Origin of the sequence: Streptomyces tailanensis, from assembly GCF_008386495.1 — a bacterium.
Lineage (GTDB): Bacteria > Actinomycetota > Actinomycetes > Streptomycetales > Streptomycetaceae > Streptomyces > Streptomyces tailanensis.
In genome coordinates this window covers 40,574-62,264 of the sequence record NZ_VTHJ01000015.1, presented here as the reverse complement: position 1 = coordinate 62,264, position 21,691 = coordinate 40,574, and the positions used below count along the sequence as shown (strand labels likewise).

The 21,691-nt window shown below is 70.4% G+C and carries 19 protein-coding genes; 14 read left to right on the top strand and 5 right to left on the bottom strand.

What is annotated here, in order from left to right; translation table 11 throughout:
* Nucleotides 1-97 precede the first annotated feature (97 nt).
* The gene (locus F3T56_RS14790; protein WP_149825654.1) at nucleotides 98-1,111 is read right to left on the bottom strand and encodes a LacI family DNA-binding transcriptional regulator; all 1,014 of its coding nucleotides are present in this window, start codon (nucleotides 1,109-1,111) and stop codon (nucleotides 98-100) included.
* 358 nt (nucleotides 1,112-1,469) lie between these two features.
* On the opposite strand from F3T56_RS14790, the gene F3T56_RS14780 reads away from it, so the two are divergent.
* On the top strand, nucleotides 1,470-2,279 hold the full coding sequence (locus F3T56_RS14780) for a GH12 family glycosyl hydrolase domain-containing protein (RefSeq protein ID WP_149825652.1): 810 nt from the start codon (nucleotides 1,470-1,472) through the stop codon (nucleotides 2,277-2,279).
* Nucleotides 2,280-2,440: 161 nt separating this feature from the next.
* Entirely contained in the window at nucleotides 2,441-4,381 is a 1,941-nt protein-coding gene (locus F3T56_RS14775; protein ID WP_149825651.1) for an acyl-CoA dehydrogenase family protein, read from the top strand.
* Between the two features lie 81 nt (nucleotides 4,382-4,462).
* Here the strand turns inward: F3T56_RS14775 and F3T56_RS14770 are convergent, their stop codons facing one another.
* Complete coding sequence (locus tag F3T56_RS14770; RefSeq protein WP_149825650.1) at nucleotides 4,463-4,924, bottom strand: lamin tail domain-containing protein; 462 nt, start codon at nucleotides 4,922-4,924, stop codon at nucleotides 4,463-4,465.
* A 233-nt stretch (nucleotides 4,925-5,157) separates the two neighbouring features.
* Here F3T56_RS14770 and dxr point away from each other — a divergent pair, with 233 nt between their 5' ends.
* The 8 genes from dxr (at nucleotide 5,158) to F3T56_RS14725 (ending at nucleotide 14,213) form a co-directional block, all read left to right on the top strand.
* Nucleotides 5,158-6,435 carry a 1-deoxy-D-xylulose-5-phosphate reductoisomerase gene (dxr, locus tag F3T56_RS14765; RefSeq protein WP_149825649.1) on the top strand — a complete coding sequence of 426 codons (1,278 nt, stop codon included), beginning with the start codon at nucleotides 5,158-5,160 and terminating at the stop codon, nucleotides 6,433-6,435.
* On the top strand, nucleotides 6,432-7,736 hold the full coding sequence (locus F3T56_RS14760) for a M50 family metallopeptidase (protein ID WP_149825648.1): 1,305 nt from the start codon (nucleotides 6,432-6,434) through the stop codon (nucleotides 7,734-7,736). The genes dxr and F3T56_RS14760 overlap by 4 nt, the downstream gene beginning before the upstream one ends.
* Nucleotides 7,737-7,960: 224 nt before the next feature.
* A complete protein-coding gene (ispG, locus tag F3T56_RS14755) occupies nucleotides 7,961-9,118 on the top strand; it encodes a flavodoxin-dependent (E)-4-hydroxy-3-methylbut-2-enyl-diphosphate synthase (RefSeq protein ID WP_149825647.1) in 1,158 nt (385 codons plus the stop codon).
* 298 nt (nucleotides 9,119-9,416) lie between these two features.
* Nucleotides 9,417-10,271, top strand: coding sequence for a GNAT family N-acetyltransferase (locus tag F3T56_RS14745; protein ID WP_149825645.1), 855 nt, complete (start codon nucleotides 9,417-9,419; stop codon nucleotides 10,269-10,271).
* Between the two features lie 108 nt (nucleotides 10,272-10,379).
* Nucleotides 10,380-10,952: a GNAT family N-acetyltransferase gene (locus F3T56_RS14740; protein WP_149825644.1), complete on the top strand. Its 573-nt coding sequence runs from the start codon at nucleotides 10,380-10,382 to the stop codon at nucleotides 10,950-10,952.
* 72 nt (nucleotides 10,953-11,024) lie between these two features.
* Nucleotides 11,025-12,731 carry a proline--tRNA ligase gene (locus F3T56_RS14735; protein WP_149825643.1) on the top strand — a complete coding sequence of 569 codons (1,707 nt, stop codon included), beginning with the start codon at nucleotides 11,025-11,027 and terminating at the stop codon, nucleotides 12,729-12,731.
* Between the two features lie 139 nt (nucleotides 12,732-12,870).
* Complete coding sequence (locus tag F3T56_RS46155) at nucleotides 12,871-13,200, top strand: hypothetical protein (RefSeq protein WP_172638947.1); 330 nt, start codon at nucleotides 12,871-12,873, stop codon at nucleotides 13,198-13,200.
* Nucleotides 13,200-14,213 carry an FAD:protein FMN transferase gene (locus tag F3T56_RS14725; RefSeq protein WP_149825642.1) on the top strand — a complete coding sequence of 338 codons (1,014 nt, stop codon included), beginning with the start codon at nucleotides 13,200-13,202 and terminating at the stop codon, nucleotides 14,211-14,213. Before F3T56_RS46155 ends, F3T56_RS14725 begins: the two co-directional genes overlap by 1 nt.
* Nucleotides 14,214-14,273: 60 nt before the next feature.
* Here F3T56_RS14725 and F3T56_RS14720 read toward each other — a convergent pair whose 3' ends face one another.
* Genes F3T56_RS14720 through F3T56_RS14710 form a run of 3 tightly spaced genes read right to left on the bottom strand, consistent with a single transcriptional unit; the run spans nucleotide 14,274 to nucleotide 16,210 of the window.
* Entirely contained in the window at nucleotides 14,274-15,212 is a 939-nt protein-coding gene (locus F3T56_RS14720) for an aminoglycoside phosphotransferase family protein (RefSeq protein WP_149825641.1), read from the bottom strand.
* 27 nt (nucleotides 15,213-15,239) lie between these two features.
* Entirely contained in the window at nucleotides 15,240-15,695 is a 456-nt protein-coding gene (locus tag F3T56_RS14715; protein ID WP_149825640.1) for a ferritin-like domain-containing protein, read from the bottom strand.
* Complete coding sequence (locus tag F3T56_RS14710) at nucleotides 15,692-16,210, bottom strand: hypothetical protein (RefSeq protein ID WP_246203623.1); 519 nt, start codon at nucleotides 16,208-16,210, stop codon at nucleotides 15,692-15,694. The genes F3T56_RS14715 and F3T56_RS14710 overlap by 4 nt, the downstream gene beginning before the upstream one ends.
* A 211-nt stretch (nucleotides 16,211-16,421) precedes the next feature.
* Here F3T56_RS14710 and rimP point away from each other — a divergent pair, with 211 nt between their 5' ends.
* From rimP to infB, 4 genes are all read left to right on the top strand, one after another.
* The gene (gene rimP, locus F3T56_RS14705; protein ID WP_149825639.1) at nucleotides 16,422-16,934 is read left to right on the top strand and encodes a ribosome maturation factor RimP; all 513 of its coding nucleotides are present in this window, start codon (nucleotides 16,422-16,424) and stop codon (nucleotides 16,932-16,934) included.
* Nucleotides 16,935-16,936: 2 nt separating this feature from the next.
* The gene (gene nusA / locus F3T56_RS14700) at nucleotides 16,937-17,923 is read left to right on the top strand and encodes a transcription termination factor NusA (protein ID WP_149825638.1); all 987 of its coding nucleotides are present in this window, start codon (nucleotides 16,937-16,939) and stop codon (nucleotides 17,921-17,923) included.
* Between the two features lie 125 nt (nucleotides 17,924-18,048).
* Nucleotides 18,049-18,327 (top strand): YlxR family protein, encoded by a 279-nt coding sequence (locus tag F3T56_RS14695; protein WP_149825637.1) that lies wholly within the window; start codon nucleotides 18,049-18,051, stop codon nucleotides 18,325-18,327.
* 147 nt (nucleotides 18,328-18,474) lie between these two features.
* Nucleotides 18,475-21,573 (top strand): translation initiation factor IF-2, encoded by a 3,099-nt coding sequence (gene infB, locus F3T56_RS14690; protein ID WP_149825636.1) that lies wholly within the window; start codon nucleotides 18,475-18,477, stop codon nucleotides 21,571-21,573.
* Nucleotides 21,574-21,691 lie beyond the last annotated feature (118 nt).

The following is a 21,691-nucleotide window of genomic DNA, read 5'->3' as shown; positions in this document are numbered from 1 at the left end:
CCGGTGGGCCGGGCGGTGAGGAAGGAGGAAGGAGGTGGATTGCACAGTCGGGGGAGGATCCCCGACTGCCGTACGAAATAGGGGAGTTGAGGCGGGATCAGTCAGCCGTGGACTGCGGCCCCGTGCTCGTGCGGACCGTCAACTCGGGGGCGAGCAGCACCACTTCCTCGGTGTCCCGCCCCTCCAGCTTGGCGACCAGCTGCTCCACGGCCCGCCGACCCATCTCCTGGGCCGGAATGGCGACGGAGGTCAGCCGTACCGAGGCCTGCACGGCGACCTGCTCGGGACAGATGGCGATCACCGAGACGTCCTCGGGCACCGCCCGGCCCTGCTGGCGCAGCAGCGAGAGCAGCGGCTCGACCGCGGACTCGTTCTGCACGACGAACCCCGTGGTGCCCGGCCGCTCGTCGAAGACCCGGGCCAGGGTCGCGGCCATCGCGTCGTAGCCGCCCTCACAGGGGCGGTGCAGTACGCGCAGGCCCAGCTCCCGTGCCCGGGACCTGAGTCCGTCGAGGGTGCGCTCGGCGAAACCCGTGTGCCGTTCGTAGACCGCGGGCGCCTCGCCGATGACCGCGATGTCGCGGTGACCGAGCATCGCCAGATGCTCCACACACAGCGCGCCCGTCGCCCTGAAGTCGAGGTCCACGCAGGTCAGGCCGCTGGTGTCGGCCGGAAGGCCGATGAGCACCGACGGCTGGTCGGTACCGCGAAGCAACGGCAGCCGCTCGTCGGCGAGCTCGACGTCCATCAGGATCATCGCGTCGGCGAGCCCGCTGCCGGTGACGCGGCGCACCGCGTCGGGGCCCTCCTCGCCGGTGAGCAGCAGTACGTCGTAGCCGTGGGTGCGGGCCGTGGTCGCCACGGCTATGGCGATCTCCATCATCACGGGGACGTACATGTCGGTCCGCAGAGGGACCATCAGCGCGATGATGTTCGACCTGCTGCTCGCCAGGGCCCGGGCCCCCGCGTTCGGGTGGTAGCCGAGCTCCTGGATGCTCCGCTCGACCCGCTGCCGGGTGCCCGCGGAGATGGACCGCTTGCCGCTGAGGACATAGCTCACCGTGCTCGCCGAGACTCCGGCGTGCTGGGCGACCTCGGCGAGGGTGACCATCCAGCTCTCCAAGCGTGTTTAAGCGCTTCGACAGCGCGTTTACTCTGAACCAGGGTGAGTGAGGGTGGCACGACAGTAGCTTGACGGTGGGTGGGTGTCCATAGGTTGTCGAAGCGCTTCGACTCCGTCGGGTGGGCGGGGGCGCCTACTGGGGTGGGGGTGCGGTTCTTGGGCGTCTGCGGGTCGTCTGTGGCTGGTCGCGCCCACGCGGCGGAGCCGCAAATCGATACAGCCCCGCGCCCCTTGGGGGTGGCGTGGGCCTGCGGCCCCGCCACTCCCAAGTAAAAGCCCGGCGGCAACCTTCTGTCTCCCCGGTGGCGACCAGCTCGCGTACGTGTCACCCCCGGAAGGAACCCCCATGCAACACCGTCGTCCCCGTCTCACCCGTACGGTGAAGATCGGCGCCGCTGTCGTCACCGCTCTTGCCGTCGGGGCCACCGTGACCGTGGCGACGGCCGGTGAGGAGGCCAAGAAGTGCGCGGCCTTCGACACGGTCACGCTCGGCAAGTACTACGTGAACAACAACCTCTGGAACGAGGGGAAGTTCACCGGCACCCAGTGCGTCTGGGACAACTCCCAGTCGGGCTCGACGATCTCCTGGGGCACGAACTACAGCCTGGCCAACAGCGCCACGGGCAAGGACTACGACGTGAAGACGTACGCCTCCTCCGTCCTCGGCTGGCACTGGGGCTGGAAGGTCGACAAGGCGTCCACCCAGCTCCCCATCCGCGTGGGCGACCGCAAGCCGGTGAGGACCAGCTGGGAGTTCACCGTCAGCTCCGACCCGGGCACCATGAACGTCGCCTACGACCTGTGGCTGCACGACAAGAACACCGCGGACTGGCAGGACCAGCCCACCGACGAGATCATGATCTGGCTCAACCGCCAGGGCGGCGCGGGCCCGCTCGGCACCAAGTACGGCAGCGTCAGCCTCGGCGGTGCCATGTGGGACATCTACACCGGCGACATCGGCTGGAAGGTCTTCTCCTTCGTCCGCCGCAGCAACACCAGCAAGGCCACCCTCAACCTCGACGACTTCACACAGGCCCTGGTCCGCCGCAACCTGCTGAGCGACGACAAGTACGTCTCCGGTATCGAGGCCGGCACCGAGGTCTTCAAGGGCACCGGCCGCCTGGACACGAAGTCGTACTCGGTGAACATCGGCTGAGGCTTCGACCCGAGAGGCCGACGCTTCGACCCGAAAGGCCGAGGCTTCGCCGAACGACGCGAGGGGTGGCGGGCTCACCCCGGATCGGGTACCAACGATCGAGTAGCACCCATCAGTAACCGATGTGGTCCATGATCCCGATTCGCGGCGAGGTGAGCCTCATGTCCGCCCCACCCCTCAAGAAGCCAACTGTCACCGAGCGTGAGGCCCGCCAGGTGGCGGAGGCCGCCCGGGAGCAGGAATGGCGCAAGCCCAGCTTCGCCAAGGAACTGTTCCTGGGCCGGTTCCGCCTCGACCTCATCCACCCCCACCCGCTCCCCACCGACGAGGCCGTCCGGCGCGGCGAGCAGTTCCTGACCAAGCTCCGCGAGTTCTGCGAGACCAAGGTCGACGGCGCCCTGATCGAGCGCGAGGCCCGCATCCCCGACGAGGTGATCAACGGCCTCAAGGAACTCGGCGCCCTCGGCATGAAGATCGACCCCAAGTACGGCGGCCTCGGCCTCACCCAGGTGTACTACAACAAGGCGCTGGCCCTGGCGGGCTCGGCCAGCCCCGCGATCGGCGTGCTGCTGTCGGCCCACCAGTCGATCGGCGTACCGCAGCCGCTGAAATTGTTCGGCACCCCCGAACAGAAGGAGAAGTTCCTGCCGCGCTGCGCCCGCACCGACATCAGCGCCTTCCTCCTCACCGAGCCCGACGTCGGCTCCGACCCGGCCCGGCTGGCCACGTCGGCCGTACCCGACGGCGACGACTACGTCCTCGACGGCGTGAAGCTCTGGACCACCAACGGCGTGGTCGCCGACCTCCTGGTCGTCATGGCGCGCGTGCCGAAATCCGAGGGCCACAAGGGCGGCATCACCGCCTTCGTCGTGGAGACGGACTCGCCCGGCATCACCGTCGAGAACCGCAACGCCTTCATGGGCCTGCGCGGCATCGAGAACGGCGTCACCCGCTTCCACCAGGTCCGGGTGCCCGCCGCCAACCGCATCGGCCCCGAGGGCGCCGGTCTGAAGATCGCCCTCACCACCCTCAACACCGGCCGCCTCTCCCTGCCCGCCTCCTGCGTGGCCGCCGGCAAGTGGTGCCTCAAGATCGCCCGCGAGTGGTCGGCCGCCCGCGAACAGTGGGGCAAGCCGGTCGCCCACCACGAGGCGGTCGGGCAGAAGATCTCCTTCATCGCGGCGACGACCTTCGCCCTGGAGGCGGTCCTGGACCTCTCCTCCCAGATGGCCGACGAGGACCGCAACGACATCCGTATCGAGGGCGCCCTCGCCAAGCTCTTCGCATCGGAGATGGGCTGGCGCATCGCCGACGAACTGGTCCAGATCCGCGGCGGCCGCGGCTTCGAGACGGCCGACTCCCTGCGGGCGCGCGGCGAACGGGCCGTCCCCGCCGAGCAGGTCCTGCGCGACCTGCGCATCAACCGCATCTTCGAGGGCTCCACGGAGATCATGCACCTGCTGATCGCCCGCGAGGCCGTCGACGCCCACCTCTCCGTGGCCGGAGACCTCATCGACCCGGAGAAATCCCTCTCCGACAAGGCGAAGGCGGGCGCGGGCGCGGGCGTCTTCTACGCCAAGTGGCTGCCGAAGCTGGTCACGGGCACCGGTCAACTCCCGCGCGCATACGGCGACTTCAACCCCTCCGGCCACCCGGACCTCTCCACCCACCTGCGCTACGTCGAACGCAGCGCCCGCAAGCTCGCCCGCTCCACGTTCTACGCCATGTCCCGCTGGCAGGGCCGTATGGAGACCAAGCAGGGCTTCCTCGGCCGCATCGTCGACATCGGCGCCGAACTCTTCGCGATGAGCGCGGCCGTCGTACGCGCCGAACTCCTCCGCACCACCACCGACCACGGCCGCGAGGCCTACCAACTGGCCGACACCTTCTGCCGCCAGTCCCGCATCCGGGTGGAGGAACTCTTCGCCCGCCTGTGGACCAACACCGACACCGTGGACCGCAAGGTGGTGAAGGGCGTCCTGGCCGGCGCCTACGAGTGGCTGGAACGGGGAGTGGTCGACCCGTCCGGCGAGGGCCCCTGGATCGCGGACGCCACCCCGGGCCCGAGCGAGAAGGAGAACGTCCACCGCCCCATCCGCTGACTTCCCGACTCCCCGCGCCCCGGTCATTCAGGGGCGCGGGGCTGTATCAATGTGCGGCTCCGCCGCGTGGGGACCGACCGGCTAGCAGTACTTGTAGCCCTTGCCGATCGAGGACCACGAACAGTCGTCGGCCTTGACCCCTCCGGCCCTGTACAGCGTCGCCGTGTCCCCGGTGTTGTTCCACACGTACCAGGACCGCCCCCAGTACTTGTCGTACGCGGTGTTGGTCCCCTTGCCGGTGTGCACCTTCTTGGACTTGCCCGCGTTCACCTTCACATCGCCGAAGGTGTACGTGTAGCCGGTCTTGTCCTTGAGCTTCCAGCCCTTCAGCGAGACCGCCGTGGACTTGGAGTTCTTGATGATGACCCACTCGGCGTTCAGGCTCGCGTTCGAGCCGCGGTCCGACCCGGGGCTGTCGTAGTACACCTCGTAGATGTAGACGCGCCCGGCCGCCTCGGCCGGAGAGCTGAGCAGCGTGCCGGTCAGAGCCACCGCTCCGGCGAGCGCGGGCAGGGCGGCGCGGGCGCGTATGCGCACAGACATGGAAATCCCCCCAGGATCCTCGTTCACGATCGCCGTCAACCACCGGTTCCGGCGATCGGTTGATCCGACTATCGGATCAGTTCAGGGGGGAAGTCATACCACCTCCGCCTTCACTTGTGCTTCACAAACGGAGAAATCCACTCGTCAACCACGCACGGCCACACACGGCACGAAGTGGGTCAACAAGGGGACGCGCGGTCCGGCCGGACACCGGATGCGGCCACAATGGGGGGATGACCGACAGTCCAGCCCCGCTCGCCGATCCGCATCTCGTCTTCGACCCGGTCGACGGCGTACGGGATGCAGTGATCCTCGGATCGACCGGCTCGATCGGCACCCAGGCCATCGACCTCGTCCTGCGCAACCCGGACCGCTTCCGCGTCACCGGGCTCTCCGCCGCCGGAGGGAGGGTGGAGCTGCTGGCCGAGCAGGCGCACCGCCTGCGGGTACGGACCGTCGCCGTGGCCCGGGAGGACGTCGTACCGGCGCTGAAGGAGGCCCTGGCCACCGCCTACGGGGCGGGGGAAGCCCTTCCCGAGATCCTGGCCGGCCCGGACGCGGCCACCCACCTCGCCGCCTCCGACTGCCACACCGTCCTCAACGGCATCACCGGCTCCATCGGCCTCGCCCCCACCCTCGCCGCCCTGGAGGCGGGCCGCACCCTCGCGCTCGCCAACAAGGAGTCGCTCATCGTCGGCGGCCCGCTGGTGAAGGCGGTGGCCAAGCCGGGCCAGATCATCCCGGTCGACTCCGAGCACGCGGCCCTCTTCCAGGCCCTCGCCTCGGGCACCCGGGCCGATGTGCGCAAGCTCGTCGTGACCGCCTCCGGGGGCCCGTTCCGTGGCCGTACGAAGGCGGAGCTGGCGGACGTGACGCCCGCCGACGCGCTCGCGCACCCCACCTGGGCCATGGGCCCGGTCATCACGGTCAACTCCGCGACCCTCGTCAACAAGGGCCTGGAAGTCATCGAGGCACACCTCCTCTACGACATTCCCTTCGACCGCATTGAGGTCGTCGTGCACCCGCAGTCGTATGTCCACTCGATGGTTGAGTTCACGGACGGATCGACGATGGCCCAGGCGACGCCCCCCGACATGCGCGGGCCCATCGCCATCGGCCTCGGCTGGCCGCAGCGCGTCCCCGACGCCGCGCCCGCCTTCGACTGGACCAAGGCGTCCAACTGGGAGTTCTTCCCGCTCGACGACGAGGCGTTCCCGTCGGTCGCTCTCGCCCGGCATGTGGGGGAGCTCGCGGGCACCGCCCCGGCGGTGTTCAACGCGGCCAACGAGGAATGCGTGGACGCCTTCCTGAAGGGCGCCCTGCCCTTCAACTCGATCATGGAGACCGTGACCCGTGTGGTCGAGGGGCACGGCACCCCCGGAACGGGAACTTCCCTGACCGTGGCGGACGTCCTCGAAGCGGAGACATGGGCCCGCGCCCGGGCCCGGGAACTGACCACCACCCCGACCGGCAAACCCACCGAGCGGACGACCGCGGAGGCCCGTGCATGACGACCCTGATGTTCATCCTCGGCATAGTCGTCTTCGTGATCGGCCTGGGGTTCTCGATCGCCTGGCACGAGCTGGGCCACCTGTCGACGGCCAAGATGTTCGGCATCCGCGTACCCCAGTACATGGTGGGCTTCGGCCCGACGATCTGGTCGCGCAAGAAGGGCGAGACCGAGTACGGCATCAAGGCGATCCCGCTCGGCGGCTTCATCCGCATGATCGGCATGATCCCGCCCGGCCCCGACGGCCGGATCGAGGCCCGCTCGACGTCCCCGTTCCGCGGCATGATCGAGGACGCCCGCGCGGCCTCGTTCGAGGAGCTCCAGCCCGGTGACGAGAGCCGCCTGTTCTACACGCGCAAGCCCTGGAAGCGCGTCATCGTGATGTTCGCGGGCCCGTTCATGAACCTGGTCCTCGCCGTCGTGATCTTCGTCGGCGTGATGATGACCTTCGGCGCCCAGACCACGACGACCACGGTCAGCAAGGTCTCGGACTGCGTCATCGAGGCCAGCGAGAACCGCTCCAAGTGCCAGTCGGGCGACGAGGAGGCCCCCGCCAAGGCCGCGGGCCTCCAGCCCGGCGACAAGATCGTCGCGTTCAACGGCACCCCCGTCGAGGACTGGTCCACCCTCCAGACCGACATCCGCGACAACCCCGGCAAGCAGGTCACCGTCACCGTCGAGCGCGAGGGCAAGACGCTCGACCTCACCGCCACCCTCGTCAAGAACCTGGTCAGCAAGACCGACGGCGAAGGCGGCTACGTCGAAGGCAAGTACGTCTCCGCCGGCTGGTTCGGCTTCACCCCCGCCACCGACGTCCTCCCGCTCTCCTTCGGCGAGTCCGTGAACCGCATGGGCGACATGATGGAGAACGGCGTCGAGTCCCTGATCTCCCTGCCCGCCAAGGTCCCCGCCCTGTGGGACGCCACCTTCGGCGACGGCGAGCGCGAGGCCGACTCGCCCATGGGCGTGATCGGCGCGGCCCGCGTCGGCGGCGAGATCTTCACCCTGGACATCCCCGCCACCCAGCAGCTCGCGACCTTCCTCATCCTGCTCGCCGGCTTCAACCTCTCCCTCTTCCTGTTCAACATGCTCCCGCTCCTCCCGCTCGACGGCGGGCACATCGCGGGCGCCCTGTGGGAGTCGGTGCGCAGGAACACGGCCAAGGTGCTGCGCCGCCCCGACCCCGGCCCGTTCGACGTGGCGAAGCTGATGCCGGTCGCGTACGTGGTGGCCGGGATCTTCATCTGCTTCACGCTTCTCGTGATGATCGCGGACGTGGTGAACCCGGTGAGCATCTCGTAGTCACACGGAGTTCACGGCGGCCGGGCACCCTGGGTGCCCGGCCGCTTCGCTGTCCGCCGGACCGCCTCCCTCACGGGTGGGTTCACGGCCCGATGGGGGTCCCCCCGCCGAGCGCATTCGAGGTGGGGGAGTGCTCTGGCCTACGCCCGTGCCGTAATCTCGAAGCTTGGAGCCCGCCCGTACCGGGACCCGATCCTGATCGACAACTTGGGGTTGCACAGCAGATGACTGCGATTTCTCTCGGCATGCCGTCCGTTCCGACCAAGCTCGCCGAGCGCCGGAAGAGCCGGCAGATCCAGGTCGGGTCCGTGGCGGTCGGCGGAGACGCCCCGGTGTCGGTCCAGTCCATGACGACCACGCGTACGTCGGACATCGGCGCCACGCTCCAGCAGATCGCCGAGCTGACGGCCTCCGGCTGCCAGATCGTCCGCGTCGCCTGCCCCACCCAGGACGACGCCGACGCGCTCCCGGTGATCGCCCGTAAGTCGCAGATCCCGGTCATCGCCGACATCCACTTCCAGCCGAAGTACGTCTTCGCCGCCATCGAGGCGGGCTGCGCGGCCGTCCGCGTCAACCCCGGCAACATCAAGCAGTTCGACGACAAGGTCAAGGAGATCGCCAAGGCGGCGAGCGACCACGGCACCCCGATCCGCATCGGCGTCAACGCCGGCTCCCTCGACCGCCGCCTCCTCCAGAAGTACGGCAAGGCCACCCCCGAGGCCCTCGTCGAGTCGGCCCTCTGGGAAGCGTCCCTCTTCGAGGAGCACGGCTTCCGGGACATCAAGATCTCGGTCAAGCACAACGACCCGGTCGTCATGGTCAACGCCTACCGCCAGCTCGCGGCCCAGTGCGACTACCCCCTCCACCTCGGCGTCACCGAGGCGGGCCCGGCCTTCCAGGGCACGATCAAGTCGGCGGTGGCCTTCGGGGCATTGCTGAGCGAGGGCATCGGCGACACGATCCGCGTCTCCCTGTCGGCCCCGCCGGTGGAGGAGATCAAGGTCGGCACTCAGATCCTGGAGTCCCTGAACCTCCGCCAGCGCGGCCTCGAAATCGTCTCCTGCCCCTCCTGCGGCCGCGCCCAGGTCGACGTCTACAAGCTCGCCGAAGAAGTCACCGCCGGCCTCACCGGCATGGAGGTCCCCCTCCGAGTCGCCGTCATGGGCTGCGTGGTGAACGGCCCCGGCGAGGCCCGCGAAGCCGACCTCGGCGTGGCCTCCGGCAACGGCAAGGGCCAGATCTTCGTCAAGGGCGAGGTCATCAAGACGGTCCCCGAATCCAAGATCGTAGAGACCTTGATCGAGGAGGCCATGAAGATCGCCGAACAGATGGAAGCCGAGGGCGTGACGTCGGGCGAACCGACGGTAGCGGTAGCAGGCTGAGGGCTTGCGCTCTGGAAGGGGCCGCAGGCCCCCTTCCAAGGGCGCGGAGAGCTGCGCGACAAGCCACAAGGCACCCGCACTCGCATGACAACCGCACCTGCCGAGCCAGTGGGCGGGGGTCGAAGGGGCGCAGCTCCTGGATGGGGGTCCCCCCGCTCGAGCGGAGCCGAGAGTGGGGAGGGACGGGTAGGGGCGGCGGGGGCGAAAACCCAGCCCTGCACAACGACCTCGGCACCCCACACAATCGCCAGGTACAGTGCGGGAATCAGCGCATTCCACCAGGGTGAGGCCCCCGCACGTGTTGACCCAGACGACCACCAGGGTCCTCGAACCGAGTGACCTGGACGCCGCGCTCGCCGTCCTCGACCGTGAGCCCGTCGCGAACGCCTTCGTGACATCCCGCGTCCAGGTCGCCGGCCTCGACCCCTGGCGGCTCGGCGGCGAAATGTGGGGCTGGTACGAGCACGGCGCCCTCACCTCCCTCTGCTACGCCGGCGCCAACCTCGTCCCCATCTGCGCCACCCCCCGCGCCGTCCGCGCCTTCGCCGACCGCGCCCGCCGGGCCGGCCGCCGCTGCTCCTCCATCGTCGGCCCCGCCGAATCCACCGCCCAGCTCTGGCGGTTGCTCGAACCCAGCTGGGGCCCGGCCCGCGAGGTCCGCACCCACCAGCCGCTGATGGTCACCGACCGGCTCCCCGACCCCGCCGACGTCACCCCGGACCCGTACGTCCGTCGCATCCGCAAGGACGAGATGGAGACGATCATGCCGGCGTGCGTGGCGATGTTCACCGAGGAGGTAGGCGTCTCTCCCCTGGCCGGCGACGGCGGCCTCCTCTACCAGGCCCGAGTGGCCGAACTGGTCGGCTCCGGCCGCTCCTTCGCCCGCCTCGACGCCGACGGCCGAGTCCTCTTCAAGGCCGAGATCGGCGCGGCCACCCCCCTGGCCTGCCAGATCCAGGGCGTCTGGGTCGCCCCCGAGCACCGAGGCCAGGGCCTGGCGGCCCCCGGCATGGCAGCGGTCCTGCGCTACGCGCTGGCCGACGTGGCCCCGGTGGCGAGCCTGTACGTGAACGACTTCAACACGGCGGCGAGGCGCACGTACCGACGGGTGGGCTTCCAGGAAGTCGGCGCTTTCATGAGCGTCCTGTTCTGAGCCCACGCCCCGCAGCCGATCAACCACTGCCGATCAACCACTGCCGATCAACCGCAGCCGATCAACCGCAGCCGATCAACTCCCTGTGGCCCCCTGTAATCTCCCCCCATGCGTCTACCTGGTCACGGACACGGCCATCGCCCCCGCCCCGACGACATCGTGATCGGCCCCCTGGACCTCTCGGCCCACGTGGACGAGGCCCTCGCCGTCCAAGCCATCGCCTTCGGACTGGGCCCCGACGAGGTAGCCGTACGCCGCCAGATCGTCCTCCGCCACATGACGTACCCGGGGGCGAGGGCACTGGGCGCCACCACCGCCGGACGGCTCATCGGCTTCGTCTACGGCATGCCCAATGACCGCACCCACTGGTGGTCCACCGTCGTGGAGCCCTACCTGCGCGCCCTCGGCCACGAGGCCTGGCTGGACGACTCCTTCGTGATCACCGAACTGCACGTCCACCCGGCCTACCAGAACAAGGGCATCGGCCGCGCGCTGATCACCGCCATCACCGACACCGCGACGCAGCCCCGCTCGATCCTCTCCGCGATCGACGTCGACAGCCCGGCCCGCGGCCTGTACCGCTCCCTCGGCTACGAGGACCTGGCCCGCCAGGTCGTCTTCCCCAGCGCCCCCAAGCCGTACGCCGTGATGGGCGCCCCCCTCCCACTGCGCCGCCGCTGACCGATTTCCACGGTCCCGCACCGCCCGGCTAACCTCCTGCCATCAGTCAACGGCAGCAGGAGTACGAGAATCATGGCGAACCCACCGGTCCAGCGCATGTCCCAGTTGATGGCGAAGACGCTGCGCGACGACCCGGCCGACGCCGAGGTCCTCAGCCACAAGCTGCTCGTCCGCGCCGGTTACGTGCGCCGCACGGCGGCCGGCGTCTGGACCTGGCTGCCGCTCGGCAAGAAGGTCCTCGCCAACGTCGAGCGCATCGTCCGTGAGGAGATGGACGCGATCGGCGCCCAAGAGGTCCTGCTCCCCGCCCTGCTGCCGAAGGAGCCGTACGAGGCGACCGGCCGCTGGGACGAGTACGGCCCGGAGCTGTTCCGCCTGAAGGACCGCAAGGGCGGTGACTACCTCCTCGGCCCCACCCACGAGGAGATCTTCACGCTGATCGTGAAGGACCAGGCGTCCTCCTACAAGGACCTGCCGGTCATCCTCTACCAGATCCAGACCAAGTTCCGTGACGAGGCCCGCCCCCGCGCCGGCATCCTGCGCGGCCGTGAGTTCCTGATGAAGGACTCGTACTCCTTCGACACCGAGGACGAGGGCCTCGCCCAGTCGTACGCCCTGCACCGCCAGGCCTACCAGAAGGTGTTCGAGCGCCTCGGCCTCGACTACCGCATCTGCGCCGCGACGGCCGGCGCGATGGGCGGCTCGAAGTCCGAGGAGTTCCTGGCCCCGGCCGCCGCCGGCGAGGACACCTTCGCGGACTGCCCTGCGTGCGACTTCGCGGCCAACACCGAGGCGATCACGTACGAGTTGAAGCCGGTGGACGCAGGCGACGTGCCCGCGCTCGAAGAGATCCCGACCCCGGACACCCCGACCATCGAGACCCTCGCCGCCCACCTCGGCGTCCCGGCCTCCGCCACCCTGAAGAACCTCCTCGTCAAGGTCGACGGCGAGATCGTCGCCGTCGGCGTCCCCGGCGACCGCGAGGTCGACATGGGCAAGGCCGAGGCGCACTTCGCCCCGGCGGTCGTCGAGATGGTCACCGAGGCGGACTTCGCGGGCCGCCCCGACCTGGTCCGCGGCTATGTCGGCCCGCAGGGTCTGGGCGAGAAGGTCACGTACATCGCCGACCCGCGCGTGGCCCCCGGCACCTCCTGGATCACCGGCGCCAACAAGGACGCCACGCACGCCAAGAACGTCGTCGCGGGCCGTGACTTCGAGGTCGGCGCGTACGTCGACGTCGTGGTCGTCCAGGAGGGCGACCCCTGCCCGAACTGCGGCACCGGCCTCAAGCTCGACCGTGCCATCGAGATCGGCCACATCTTCCAGCTCGGCCGCAAGTACGCCGACGCCCTCAAGCTCGACGTCCTCGGCCAGAACGGCAAGCCCGTCCGCGTCACCATGGGCTCGTACGGCATCGGCGTCTCCCGCGCGGTGGCCGCCCTCGCCGAGCAGTCCGCCGACGACAAGGGCCTGTGCTGGCCCGAGGAGGTCGCCCCGGCCGATGTGCATGTCGTCGCCGCCGGCAAGGCCCTCCAGACCGAACTGGCCCTCGACGTCTCCGAGAAGCTGCGGGCGGCCGGTCTGCGGGTCCTGGTCGACGACCGGGCCGGTGTCTCCCCGGGCGTGAAGTTCACCGACTCCGAGCTCATCGGCGTACCGAAGATCCTGGTCGCGGGCCGCCGCTCCGCCGAGGGCGTCCTGGAACTGAAGGACCGCCGCACCGGCGAGCGCGAGGAGCTGACGGTCGACGAGGCGATCGCCCGCCTGGCCTCCGCCTGACCGCTGCCTGAGCCGCACGAGGCGCCTAAAGGGAACCCTCAGAAAGTTCTCCCCGGGCCTATAGGTGCCTCACAGGTTTCTCTCAGACCGTTCCCCGACCGTAGGACGTGACAGAACGTCACTACGGAGGGGAACGGTCATGGCGACCAGAGAACGGGGTGCCGTAGCGGGCATCCGCAGAGGCGCCCGGCGTACGGCGGCCGCGGCCGCGGCGGTGACGCTCGCGGCGGCGGCCGGGATGTTCGCGCTGATCGGCACGGTGCAGGCGGACGCGGCCACGACGGCGAGCGGCGGCAGCAGCACTGGCTCGTCGAGCTCTTCTTGGGGCAGCTCCACCGACACGTCCTCGTCGTCGCACAGCTCAGTGGACTCCTCTTCCGACTCCTCCTCGGACCTTCGGCCCTCCTCCGACGGCATGACCTCGTCCACGGACGACTCGGCGGCGGACTCGATCTCGGGGGCGTCGTGATGACCGTGTCCACGACCGACCGCCCCACGGCCGCCACGGACTGGCGGGCCCTCGGTACGAGCGTCCGCCTGGTCACGACCGACCCGGCCCTGCTGGACTCCTGCAACCTGCTCCTCGCCCGCCACCTGGCCGAGGTCGACGCCGCGTGCAGCCGCTTCCGGAAGGACTCGGAGCTGTCGGCGCTGAACGCCGCCGAAGGCCGACCGGTCAAGGTCAGCCCGCTGCTGGCCGAGGCCCTGGCGGTGGCGCTGCGTGCCGCCCGGGTGACGGACGGCGCCGTGGACCCCACGGCCGGCTCGGCGATGGCGGCCCTCGGCTGCGCCCGCGACTTCACCCTGGTCCAGGAGGACGACCGCCCGGTGCGGCTCGCGGTGAGGCGCGTGCCGGGCTGGAGCCTGGTCGAGCTGGACCGCGCCACGAACACCGTGACCCTCCCGCCCGGCGTCAGCCTGGACCTGGGCGCCACGGCCAAGGCCTGGGCGGCCGACAAGGCGGCACACATGCTGGCCCGCGCCGCCGACTGCGGCATCCTGGTCAGCCTCGGCGGCGACACGGCCGTCGCGGGCGAACCCCCGGCCGGCGGCTGGCGCATCCGCGTCCAGGACGAGACAGGCCCGGTGGACGACCTCCCGACCCACGGCTCATCCGCCACGGTCGCCATCCACAGCGGCGGCCTCACCACCTCCGGCACCACCGCCCCCACCCCCTGGCGCACCGTCTCGGTGGCCGCCGCCACCTGCGCCGACGCGGGCGCCGCCGGCACGGCATCCCTGCTGAAGGGCGAGGCCGCCCCTCGCTGGCTGTCGCGACTGGGCCTCCCGGCAAGGCTGGTCACACACGACGGAACGGTGGTCACGACCCCGGGCTGGCCCAACTCAGCTCGTCCGGCGTTTGAGGACGAGCCCGAAGGGCGACAGCGGGGGTCTGGGGGCGCAGCCCCCAGGGTCGGGACGGGAAGGGGCGGCGGGGGCGAAATCCTCAGACCCGCACCGGAAGCCGGAGGCACCCGATGACCGCGCTAAGAGGGCACCAGCGCAGCTAGGGGGTGTTGTGAAAGTCCCGCACAACACCCCCTAGAGCCACCCCGCGAACTCCAACAACAACTCCGCATCCCGCGGCCGCCCAACCCTCCGCGCCCGCACCCCCGACTCCACGGCCCGGAACAGCGTCCACCCCCGCAACCGCTCCTGATCCACATCCAACGACTCGGCAAGCTTCCTCACCCGCCGCCGTGTGGTCGCGGCCCCCGACGGCGAGGCGATCAGGTCCTCCACCCGATCCCGCACCAGCCGAGCCAGATCGAACGCGCACTCACCGACCACCGGATCAGGCCCCACGGCCAACCACGGAAACCGCTCCCCGGCGAGCACCTTGCTCTGCCGGAACGTCCCGTGCAGCAACCGCTCCTCGGGAGCCGCGGCAAGCAGTTCCTCCCGCGCGGCAAGGGCGGCGTCGACCAGAGCCCGCACCTCGCCGTCCCCGGCGGCGCCGACCCGCATCGCCGCGGCCTGCCGCCCCGTCCGCTGCGCCACGGTCTCGAACACATGCGCCGAGGGCGGTTCGACCCACAGTCGCCGCAAGGTCGTGGCGGCCTCCAGCAGTGCCTTCGCCTCCGGCAACGACCGCACCGACAGATCGGGGTGCAGCCGCTCCAACAGCAGCACGCCCTGACTGTCACCGGGATTCAGCAACTGCACCGCACCCCGCCCGCCCCAGTGGGCGAGCGCCGCCCGCTCGCTCTCCGGCCGCGCCCGCTCCGGCGCCAGCTTCAGCACGGCGGGGGTGTCGTCGATCTGCCGTACCAGGAGTACCAGACTGCTGCGCCCGCCGGGCGCCTGCACCCGCTCCACGGTCAACTCGCGTAGATCCACGGCTTGCTGGACCAGCTCGGGCAGCCTCTCCAACCACTCGCCGACGCCGTCGTCGCCGACCAGCCGGGTCTCGGCGAGCGCGCGCACAAGCCGCTGCGGCGGTTCGAAAGCCTCGGACGCCTCGAAAGCCTTGCGAGTCATGCGCGAGTCGTTCCTTCCCAGCAGCGATCAGGTGTGCGGTGCCGCCGAGGCCGCGGCACCGGCCGCCCGCTCGGCGAGACCAGGGAAGGCTACGCTTCCTCCTCGCCACCTAACCGCCCGCACCGCCGCTTCCCGCAGCGCCTCGGCGGCCGCCGCACGCCGATCGTCCTCGGATGCCCGTACGAGGTCGGAGTACACCCCGGCCACCCGTTCCTCCAACTCGGCGGCGAGGCGTACGGCGGAGTCGGCGTCCGTCACCGGGAAGGGCAGCGCGTACGCGGCGGCCGAGGCATCGGGCCGACCGCCCAGATCCCGTACGGTCCGCGTCAGTTCGTCGCGGCGGGCCCGGTGCGCGTCGTACGCCTCCCGCGCCTCGCTCTGCCGGGCCTCGCCGATCTTCCCGCCGACGACCCCGTACCCGTACACGGCGGCATGCTCGGCCCCGAGCGCCGCCTGCACCGCCTTCAGCTCCCCGCTGCTCACTTCGCACCCTCCGTCAACAAGTACGCGTGCCCGGCCCCCGCCGCCGCCACGGACGCCATCAACCGCGCCACCTCACCCGGCACCTCCAGCAGCGCCTTGGCCCGCCTGTCGGCAAGCTTCCGCTCGGCAGCGGCCAGTTCGGTGAGGGCGGCCTTCGGGTCGGTCGGCGCGGGGGAGGGGGAGGCCGAGCCGGACGGAGAAGCGCTCGCTGTAGCCGTACGCTTCCCACCCCCGAATGCCTGGACATGCCGTACGACCTCCGCCCGCAGCGGCGTCAGCAGCGCGGCCAGATCCGGATGCGCCGCGATCACGGCGTCGTACCGCTCCACGAGCCCCCCACTGTCCTTCGCCGCCCGGGCCCGCGCCTTCTCCACCACCGACGGACCGCCCCCGGCGGCATCCGACCCCTCACCCCCCGCCGAACACCCCACCAGCAGGCCCACACCCGCGGCCCCGACCAGCAGACTCCTCCTGCGCGGCCCCGAAGGGGTACGCGACGGCACGGTGAACGACACGACAGACGTCCTAGGGGGTTCGTACGAACAAAGAAGCGGTGTGATCACGGTACCCGTGAAACTCCCCGAGCCCCGATAGGGGCGCGGCGTTCCGTCCCGCACCCCGATCCACAGGAACCCACTTGGACGGCAACACCCCAGCGGAGCGGCTACCCTTTGACCTGACACGCGCCCTACCCACAACAGCACACGCGGCCGAGGAGTCACCCGGATGAGCACCACCCAGAGCGAGAGGCTGCGAGAACTGCTGGAACCGCTCGTACGCTCCCAGGGCCTGGATCTCGAAGAGATCGCAGTGGACTCGGTCGGACGCAAGCGGGTGCTGCGCGTGGTCGTCGACTCCGACGAGGGCACCGATCTGGACGCGGTCGCCGATGTCAGCCGTGCGCTCTCGGCCAAGCTGGACGAGACGGACGCGATGGGCCAGGCGGAGTACACCCTGGAAGTCGGCACCCCGGGCGCCGAGCGCGCCCTCACCGAGCACCGCCACTACCGCCGTGCCGTGGACCGCCTGGTGAAGTTCCAGTTCCACGATGGCGGCGGCGAGTTGGTCGCCCGCATCCTGACCGTGGACGACGACGGCCTCGACCTCGAGGTGCCCGGAGTGAAGGGCCGCAAGGCCACCACCCGCAGGCTCGCCTTCGACGAGATCGACAAGGCCCGCGTCCAGGTCGAGTTCAACCGCAAGGACAAGAAGGACATGAAGGAAGAGGAGGAGGCGTAGCCGTGGACATCGACATGAGTGCCCTCAGGGGCTTGGTACGGGAGAAGGAGATCTCCTTCGACCTGCTCGTCGAGGCGATCGAGGCGGCCCTCCTCATCGCCTACCACCGCACCGAGGGAAGCCGCCGCCACGCGCGCGTGGAGCTCAACCGGGAGACCGGCCATGTGACCGTGTGGGCGAAGGAGGACCCCGAGGACCTGGAGGAGGGGCAGGAGGCGCGCGAGTTCGACGACACCCCGTCCGGCTTCGGCCGCATCGCCGCCACCACCGCCAAGCAGGTGATCCTGCAGAGACTGCGGGACGCGGAGGACGACGCCACGCTCGGCGAGTACGCCGGGCGCGAGGGCGACATCGTCACCGGTGTGGTCCAGCAGGGCCGCGACCCGAAGAACGTGCTCGTCGACATCGGCAAGCTGGAGGCCATCCTGCCCGTGCAGGAGCAGGTCCCCGGCGAGTCGTACCAGCACGGCATGCGGCTGCGGTCGTACGTAGTCCGGGTGGCGAAGGGCGTGCGCGGTCCGTCCGTCACCCTGTCGCGCACGCATCCCAACCTGGTGAAGAAGCTCTTCGCGCTGGAGGTGCCGGAGATCGCCGACGGATCCGTCGAGATCGCCGCCATCGCGCGTGAGGCGGGTCACCGTACGAAGATCGCCGTCCGCTCCACCCGCTCCGGGTTGAACGCCAAGGGCGCCTGCATCGGTCCGATGGGCGGACGTGTGCGCAATGTCATGGGCGAGCTGAACGGCGAGAAGATCGACATCGTCGACTGGTCGGACGACCCGGCCGAGATGGTGGCGAACGCGCTGTCGCCGGCCCGGGTCTCCAAGGTCGACGTGGTGGACCTCGCGGCCCGCTCCGCGCGTGTGACGGTGCCCGACTACCAGCTGTCGCTGGCGATCGGCAAGGAGGGCCAGAACGCCCGTCTCGCCGCCCGTCTGACCGGCTGGCGGATCGACATCCGCCCGGACACCGAGCAGCCGTCCGAGTAGGCCCCGAACAGTGACCGGCGGTTGTTCGGGAATAGATCCCAGCCGCAGGTCGCTGAGATCACGACAACAACCGTTCGATTCTTGCCCCAAAGGGGTGAGGTCGGTGCGGGGAGGTAGACTTAGCAGTGTCTGGCCGGACGCGTGCCCGTGTATGCCCTGAGCGCACCTGTGTGGGGTGCAGGCAGCGAGCGGTCAAGACCGAGCTGCTGCGCATCGTGGCGATCGAGGGTGAATGCGTCCCCGATCATCGCGGTACGCTGCCCGGCCGGGGTGCGTACGTTCACCCCGCCCCGGTCTGTCTCGACCTGGCGGTTCGCCGCCGGGCGTTCCCGCGGGCGCTGCGTGCCCCGGGACCGCTCGACACCGCGGCGTTGCGCCTCACCGTCGAGCAGGCAACACAGTAAGACGCGTCGCACGGAACCTCCGTGCGGCCCTGGTACCCCGCGAGTTGGAAGTAGGTCGAGATTGCGATGAGCACTCGATGAGCACGCGATGAGTACGCCCATGAAGTAGCGACGGTCCGGACGCAACCCGGACCTAAAAGGAGCGAAGTGGCTAAGGTCCGGGTATACGAACTCGCCAAGGAGTTCGGGGTTGAGAGCAAGGTCGTCATGGCCAAGCTCCAAGAGCTCGGTGAATTCGTCCGTTCGGCGTCCTCGACGATCGAGGCGCCCGTAGTACGCAAACTGACTGACGCCCTCCAGCAGGGCAACGGTGGCGGCAAGCCCGCCCCCCGCAAGGCTGCCCCGGCCCGTCCGGCGGCACCCTCTCCCGCGCAGGCCGCACGTCCGGCCGCCCCGCGCCCGGGTCCGGCCGCGCCGAAGCCGCCGGCCGCCGAGCGGCCCGCGGCCCCGACGCCGGGTCCGCGTCCGACGCCCGGTCCCAAGCCGCCGACGCCGAAGCCCGCTCCGGCCTCCCCGGCTCCGAGCGTGCCCGAGTTCCAGGCGCCCCCGTCGGCTCCGGCCGCCCCGTCCCCGCGACCGGGCGCCCGTCCCGGCCCCGGTGCGCCGCGTCCCGGTGGCCAGCGTCCGTCCGGTCCCGGTCAGGACCGCGACCGGGCGCCCCGTCCCGGCGGTCAGCGTCCGGGTGGTGGTGCCGGTGCGCCCAAGCCCGGCGGTGCCCGTCCCGCGGGTCCGCGTCCGGGTAACAACCCCTTCACCTCCGGTGGCTCCACCGGCATGGGTCGCCCGCAGGCGCCCCGTCCGGGTGGCGCTCCCCGACCTGGTGGCCCGGGTGGTCAGGGTGCTCCCGGCGGCGCTCCGCGTCCGCAGGGCGCCGGTCAGGGCGGTGCCCGTCCCCAGGGCGCGGCGGGCGGTCCCCGTCCGCAGGCTCCGGGCGGCCCGCGTCCGACCCCGGGCGGCATGCCCCGCCCGCAGGGCGGCGGTCCCCGTCCCGGCGGCGGCCCCGGCGGCCCGCGTCCGAACCCCGGCATGATGCCGCAGCGTCCCGCTGCCGGCCCGCGTCCCGGCGGCGGTGGCCCCGGTGGCCGCGGTCCCGGTGGCGGCGGTCGTCCCGGTGGCGGTGGCGGCGGCGGTCGTCCCGGTGGCGGCGGCGGTTTCGCCGGTCGTCCGGGTGGCGGCGGCGGTTTCGCCGGTCGTCCCGCTGGTCCCGGTGGCGGTGGCGGTGGCGGTTTCGCCGGTCGTCCCGGTGGTCCCGCGGGCGCGGGTGGCGGTGGCCGTCCCGGCTTCGGTGGCCGTCCCGGTGGTCCGGGTGCGCGTGGTGGCACACAGGGCGCCTTCGGTCGTCCCGGTGGTCCCGCGCGTCGTGGCCGCAAGTCGAAGAGGCAGAGGCGCCAGGAGTACGAGGCCATGCAGGCCCCGTCGGTCGGCGGCGTGATGCTGCCTCGCGGCAACGGCGAGTCCATTCGCCTGTCGCGCGGTGCCTCTCTCACCGACTTCGCGGAGAAGATCAACGCCAACCCGGCGTCGCTCGTCGCGGTCATGATGAACCTGGGCGAGATGGTCACGGCCACGCAGTCCGTCTCCGACGAGACGCTGCAGCTCCTCGCCGACGAGATGAACTACACGGTTCAGATCGTCAGCCCCGAGGAGGAGGACCGCGAGCTTCTCGAGTCCTTCGACATCGAGTTCGGCGAGGACGAGGGCGACGAGGAGGACCTGGTGGTCCGTCCGCCGGTCGTCACCGTCATGGGTCACGTCGACCACGGTAAGACCCGACTGCTCGACGCCATCCGCAAGACGAACGTCATCGCGGGCGAGGCCGGCGGCATCACCCAGCACATCGGTGCCTACCAGGTCTCGACCCAGGTCAACGAAGAGGACCGCGCGATCACCTTCATCGACACCCCGGGTCACGAGGCGTTCACCGCCATGCGTGCCCGTGGTGCCCGGTCGACGGACATCGCGATCCTGGTCGTCGCGGCCAACGACGGCGTCATGCCGCAGACGGTCGAGGCGCTCAACCACGCCAAGGCGGCCGACGTCCCGATCGTCGTCGCGGTCAACAAGATCGACGTCGAAGGCGCGGACCCGACCAAGGTGCGCGGTCAGCTGACCGAGTACGGCCTGGTGGCCGAGGAGTACGGCGGCGACACGATGTTCGTCGACATCTCCGCCAAGCAGGGTCTGCACATCGACTCCCTGCTGGAGGCCGTGGTCCTCACCGCCGACGCCTCGCTCGACCTGCGGGCCAACCCGAACCAGGACGCGCAGGGCATCTCGATCGAGTCCCGTCTCGACCGCGGCCGCGGTGCCGTGGCGACGGTCCTCGTCCAGCGAGGCACGCTGCGGGTCGGCGACACGATGGTCGTGGGCGACGCCTACGGTCGAGTGCGCGCCATGCTCGACGACAACGGCAACAACGTCGCCGAGGCCGGCCCGTCGACGCCGGTACAGGTCCTGGGCCTCACCAACGTCCCGGGTGCGGGCGACAACTTCCTCGTGGTCGAGGAGGACCGTACGGCCCGCCAGATCGCGGAGAAGCGCGCCGCTCGCGAGCGCAACGCGGCCTTCGCGAAGCGCACGCGCCGCGTGTCGCTGGAGGACCTGGACAAGGTGCTGAAGGCCGGCGAGGTCCAGCAGCTGAACCTGATCATCAAGGGCGACGCGTCCGGATCGGTCGAGGCGCTGGAATCCTCCCTGCTCCAGTTGGACGTCGGCGAAGAGGTCGACATCCGCGTCCTGCACCGCGGCGTCGGTGCGGTCACGGAGTCGGACATCGACCTCGCGATGGGCTCCGACGCGATCGTCATCGGCTTCAACGTCCGGGCAGCCGGCCGTGCGCAGCAGATGGCGGAGCGCGAAGGCGTGGACGTCCGCTACTACTCGGTCATCTACCAGGCGATCGAGGAGATCGAGGCGGCCCTCAAGGGCATGCTCAAGCCGGAGTACGAAGAGGTCGAGCTCGGTACGGCGGAGATCCGCGAGGTCTTCAAGTCGTCCAAGCTGGGCAACATCGCGGGTGTTCTCATCCGCTCCGGCGAGGTCAAGCGGAACACCAAGGCCCGCCTCATCCGCGACGGCAAGGTCGTCGCGGAGAACCTCAACATCGAGGGCCTGCGTCGCTTCAAGGACGACGTCACCGAGATCCGCGAGGGCTTCGAGGGTGGTATCAACCTCGGAAACTTCAACGACATCAAGGTCGACGACGTCATCGCGACGTACGAGATGCGCGAGAAGCCGCGGGCGTAAGCCGGTGGTCCGTGCCGGCCGGGGGTGACTGGTTCACCCCCGGCCGGTGTGGCCGTATCTGGGGGCTGCCGCCCCCGGACCCCCGCCTTTTCAGACGGGGTGCCTGGTCCGGCCGCCA

What these genes read in the sequence shown, in the direction of transcription:
- F3T56_RS14790 (WP_149825654.1), bottom strand. Translation starts at nt 1,111, where the DNA reads ATGGTCACCCTCGCCGAGGTCGCCCAGCACGCCGGAGTCTCGGCGAGC.
- F3T56_RS14780 (WP_149825652.1), top strand. Translation starts at nt 1,470, where the DNA reads ATGCAACACCGTCGTCCCCGTCTCACCCGTACGGTGAAGATCGGCGCC.
- F3T56_RS14775 (WP_149825651.1), top strand. Translation starts at nt 2,441, where the DNA reads ATGTCCGCCCCACCCCTCAAGAAGCCAACTGTCACCGAGCGTGAGGCC.
- F3T56_RS14770 (WP_149825650.1), bottom strand. Translation starts at nt 4,924, where the DNA reads ATGTCTGTGCGCATACGCGCCCGCGCCGCCCTGCCCGCGCTCGCCGGA.
- dxr (WP_149825649.1), top strand. Translation starts at nt 5,158, where the DNA reads ATGACCGACAGTCCAGCCCCGCTCGCCGATCCGCATCTCGTCTTCGAC.
- F3T56_RS14760 (WP_149825648.1), top strand. Translation starts at nt 6,432, where the DNA reads ATGACGACCCTGATGTTCATCCTCGGCATAGTCGTCTTCGTGATCGGC.
- ispG (WP_149825647.1), top strand. Translation starts at nt 7,961, where the DNA reads ATGACTGCGATTTCTCTCGGCATGCCGTCCGTTCCGACCAAGCTCGCC.
- F3T56_RS14740 (WP_149825644.1), top strand. Translation starts at nt 10,380, where the DNA reads ATGCGTCTACCTGGTCACGGACACGGCCATCGCCCCCGCCCCGACGAC.
- F3T56_RS14735 (WP_149825643.1), top strand. Translation starts at nt 11,025, where the DNA reads ATGGCGAACCCACCGGTCCAGCGCATGTCCCAGTTGATGGCGAAGACG.
- F3T56_RS46155 (WP_172638947.1), top strand. Translation starts at nt 12,871, where the DNA reads ATGGCGACCAGAGAACGGGGTGCCGTAGCGGGCATCCGCAGAGGCGCC.
- F3T56_RS14725 (WP_149825642.1), top strand. Translation starts at nt 13,200, where the DNA reads ATGACCGTGTCCACGACCGACCGCCCCACGGCCGCCACGGACTGGCGG.
- F3T56_RS14720 (WP_149825641.1), bottom strand. Translation starts at nt 15,212, where the DNA reads ATGACTCGCAAGGCTTTCGAGGCGTCCGAGGCTTTCGAACCGCCGCAG.
- rimP (WP_149825639.1), top strand. Translation starts at nt 16,422, where the DNA reads ATGAGCACCACCCAGAGCGAGAGGCTGCGAGAACTGCTGGAACCGCTC.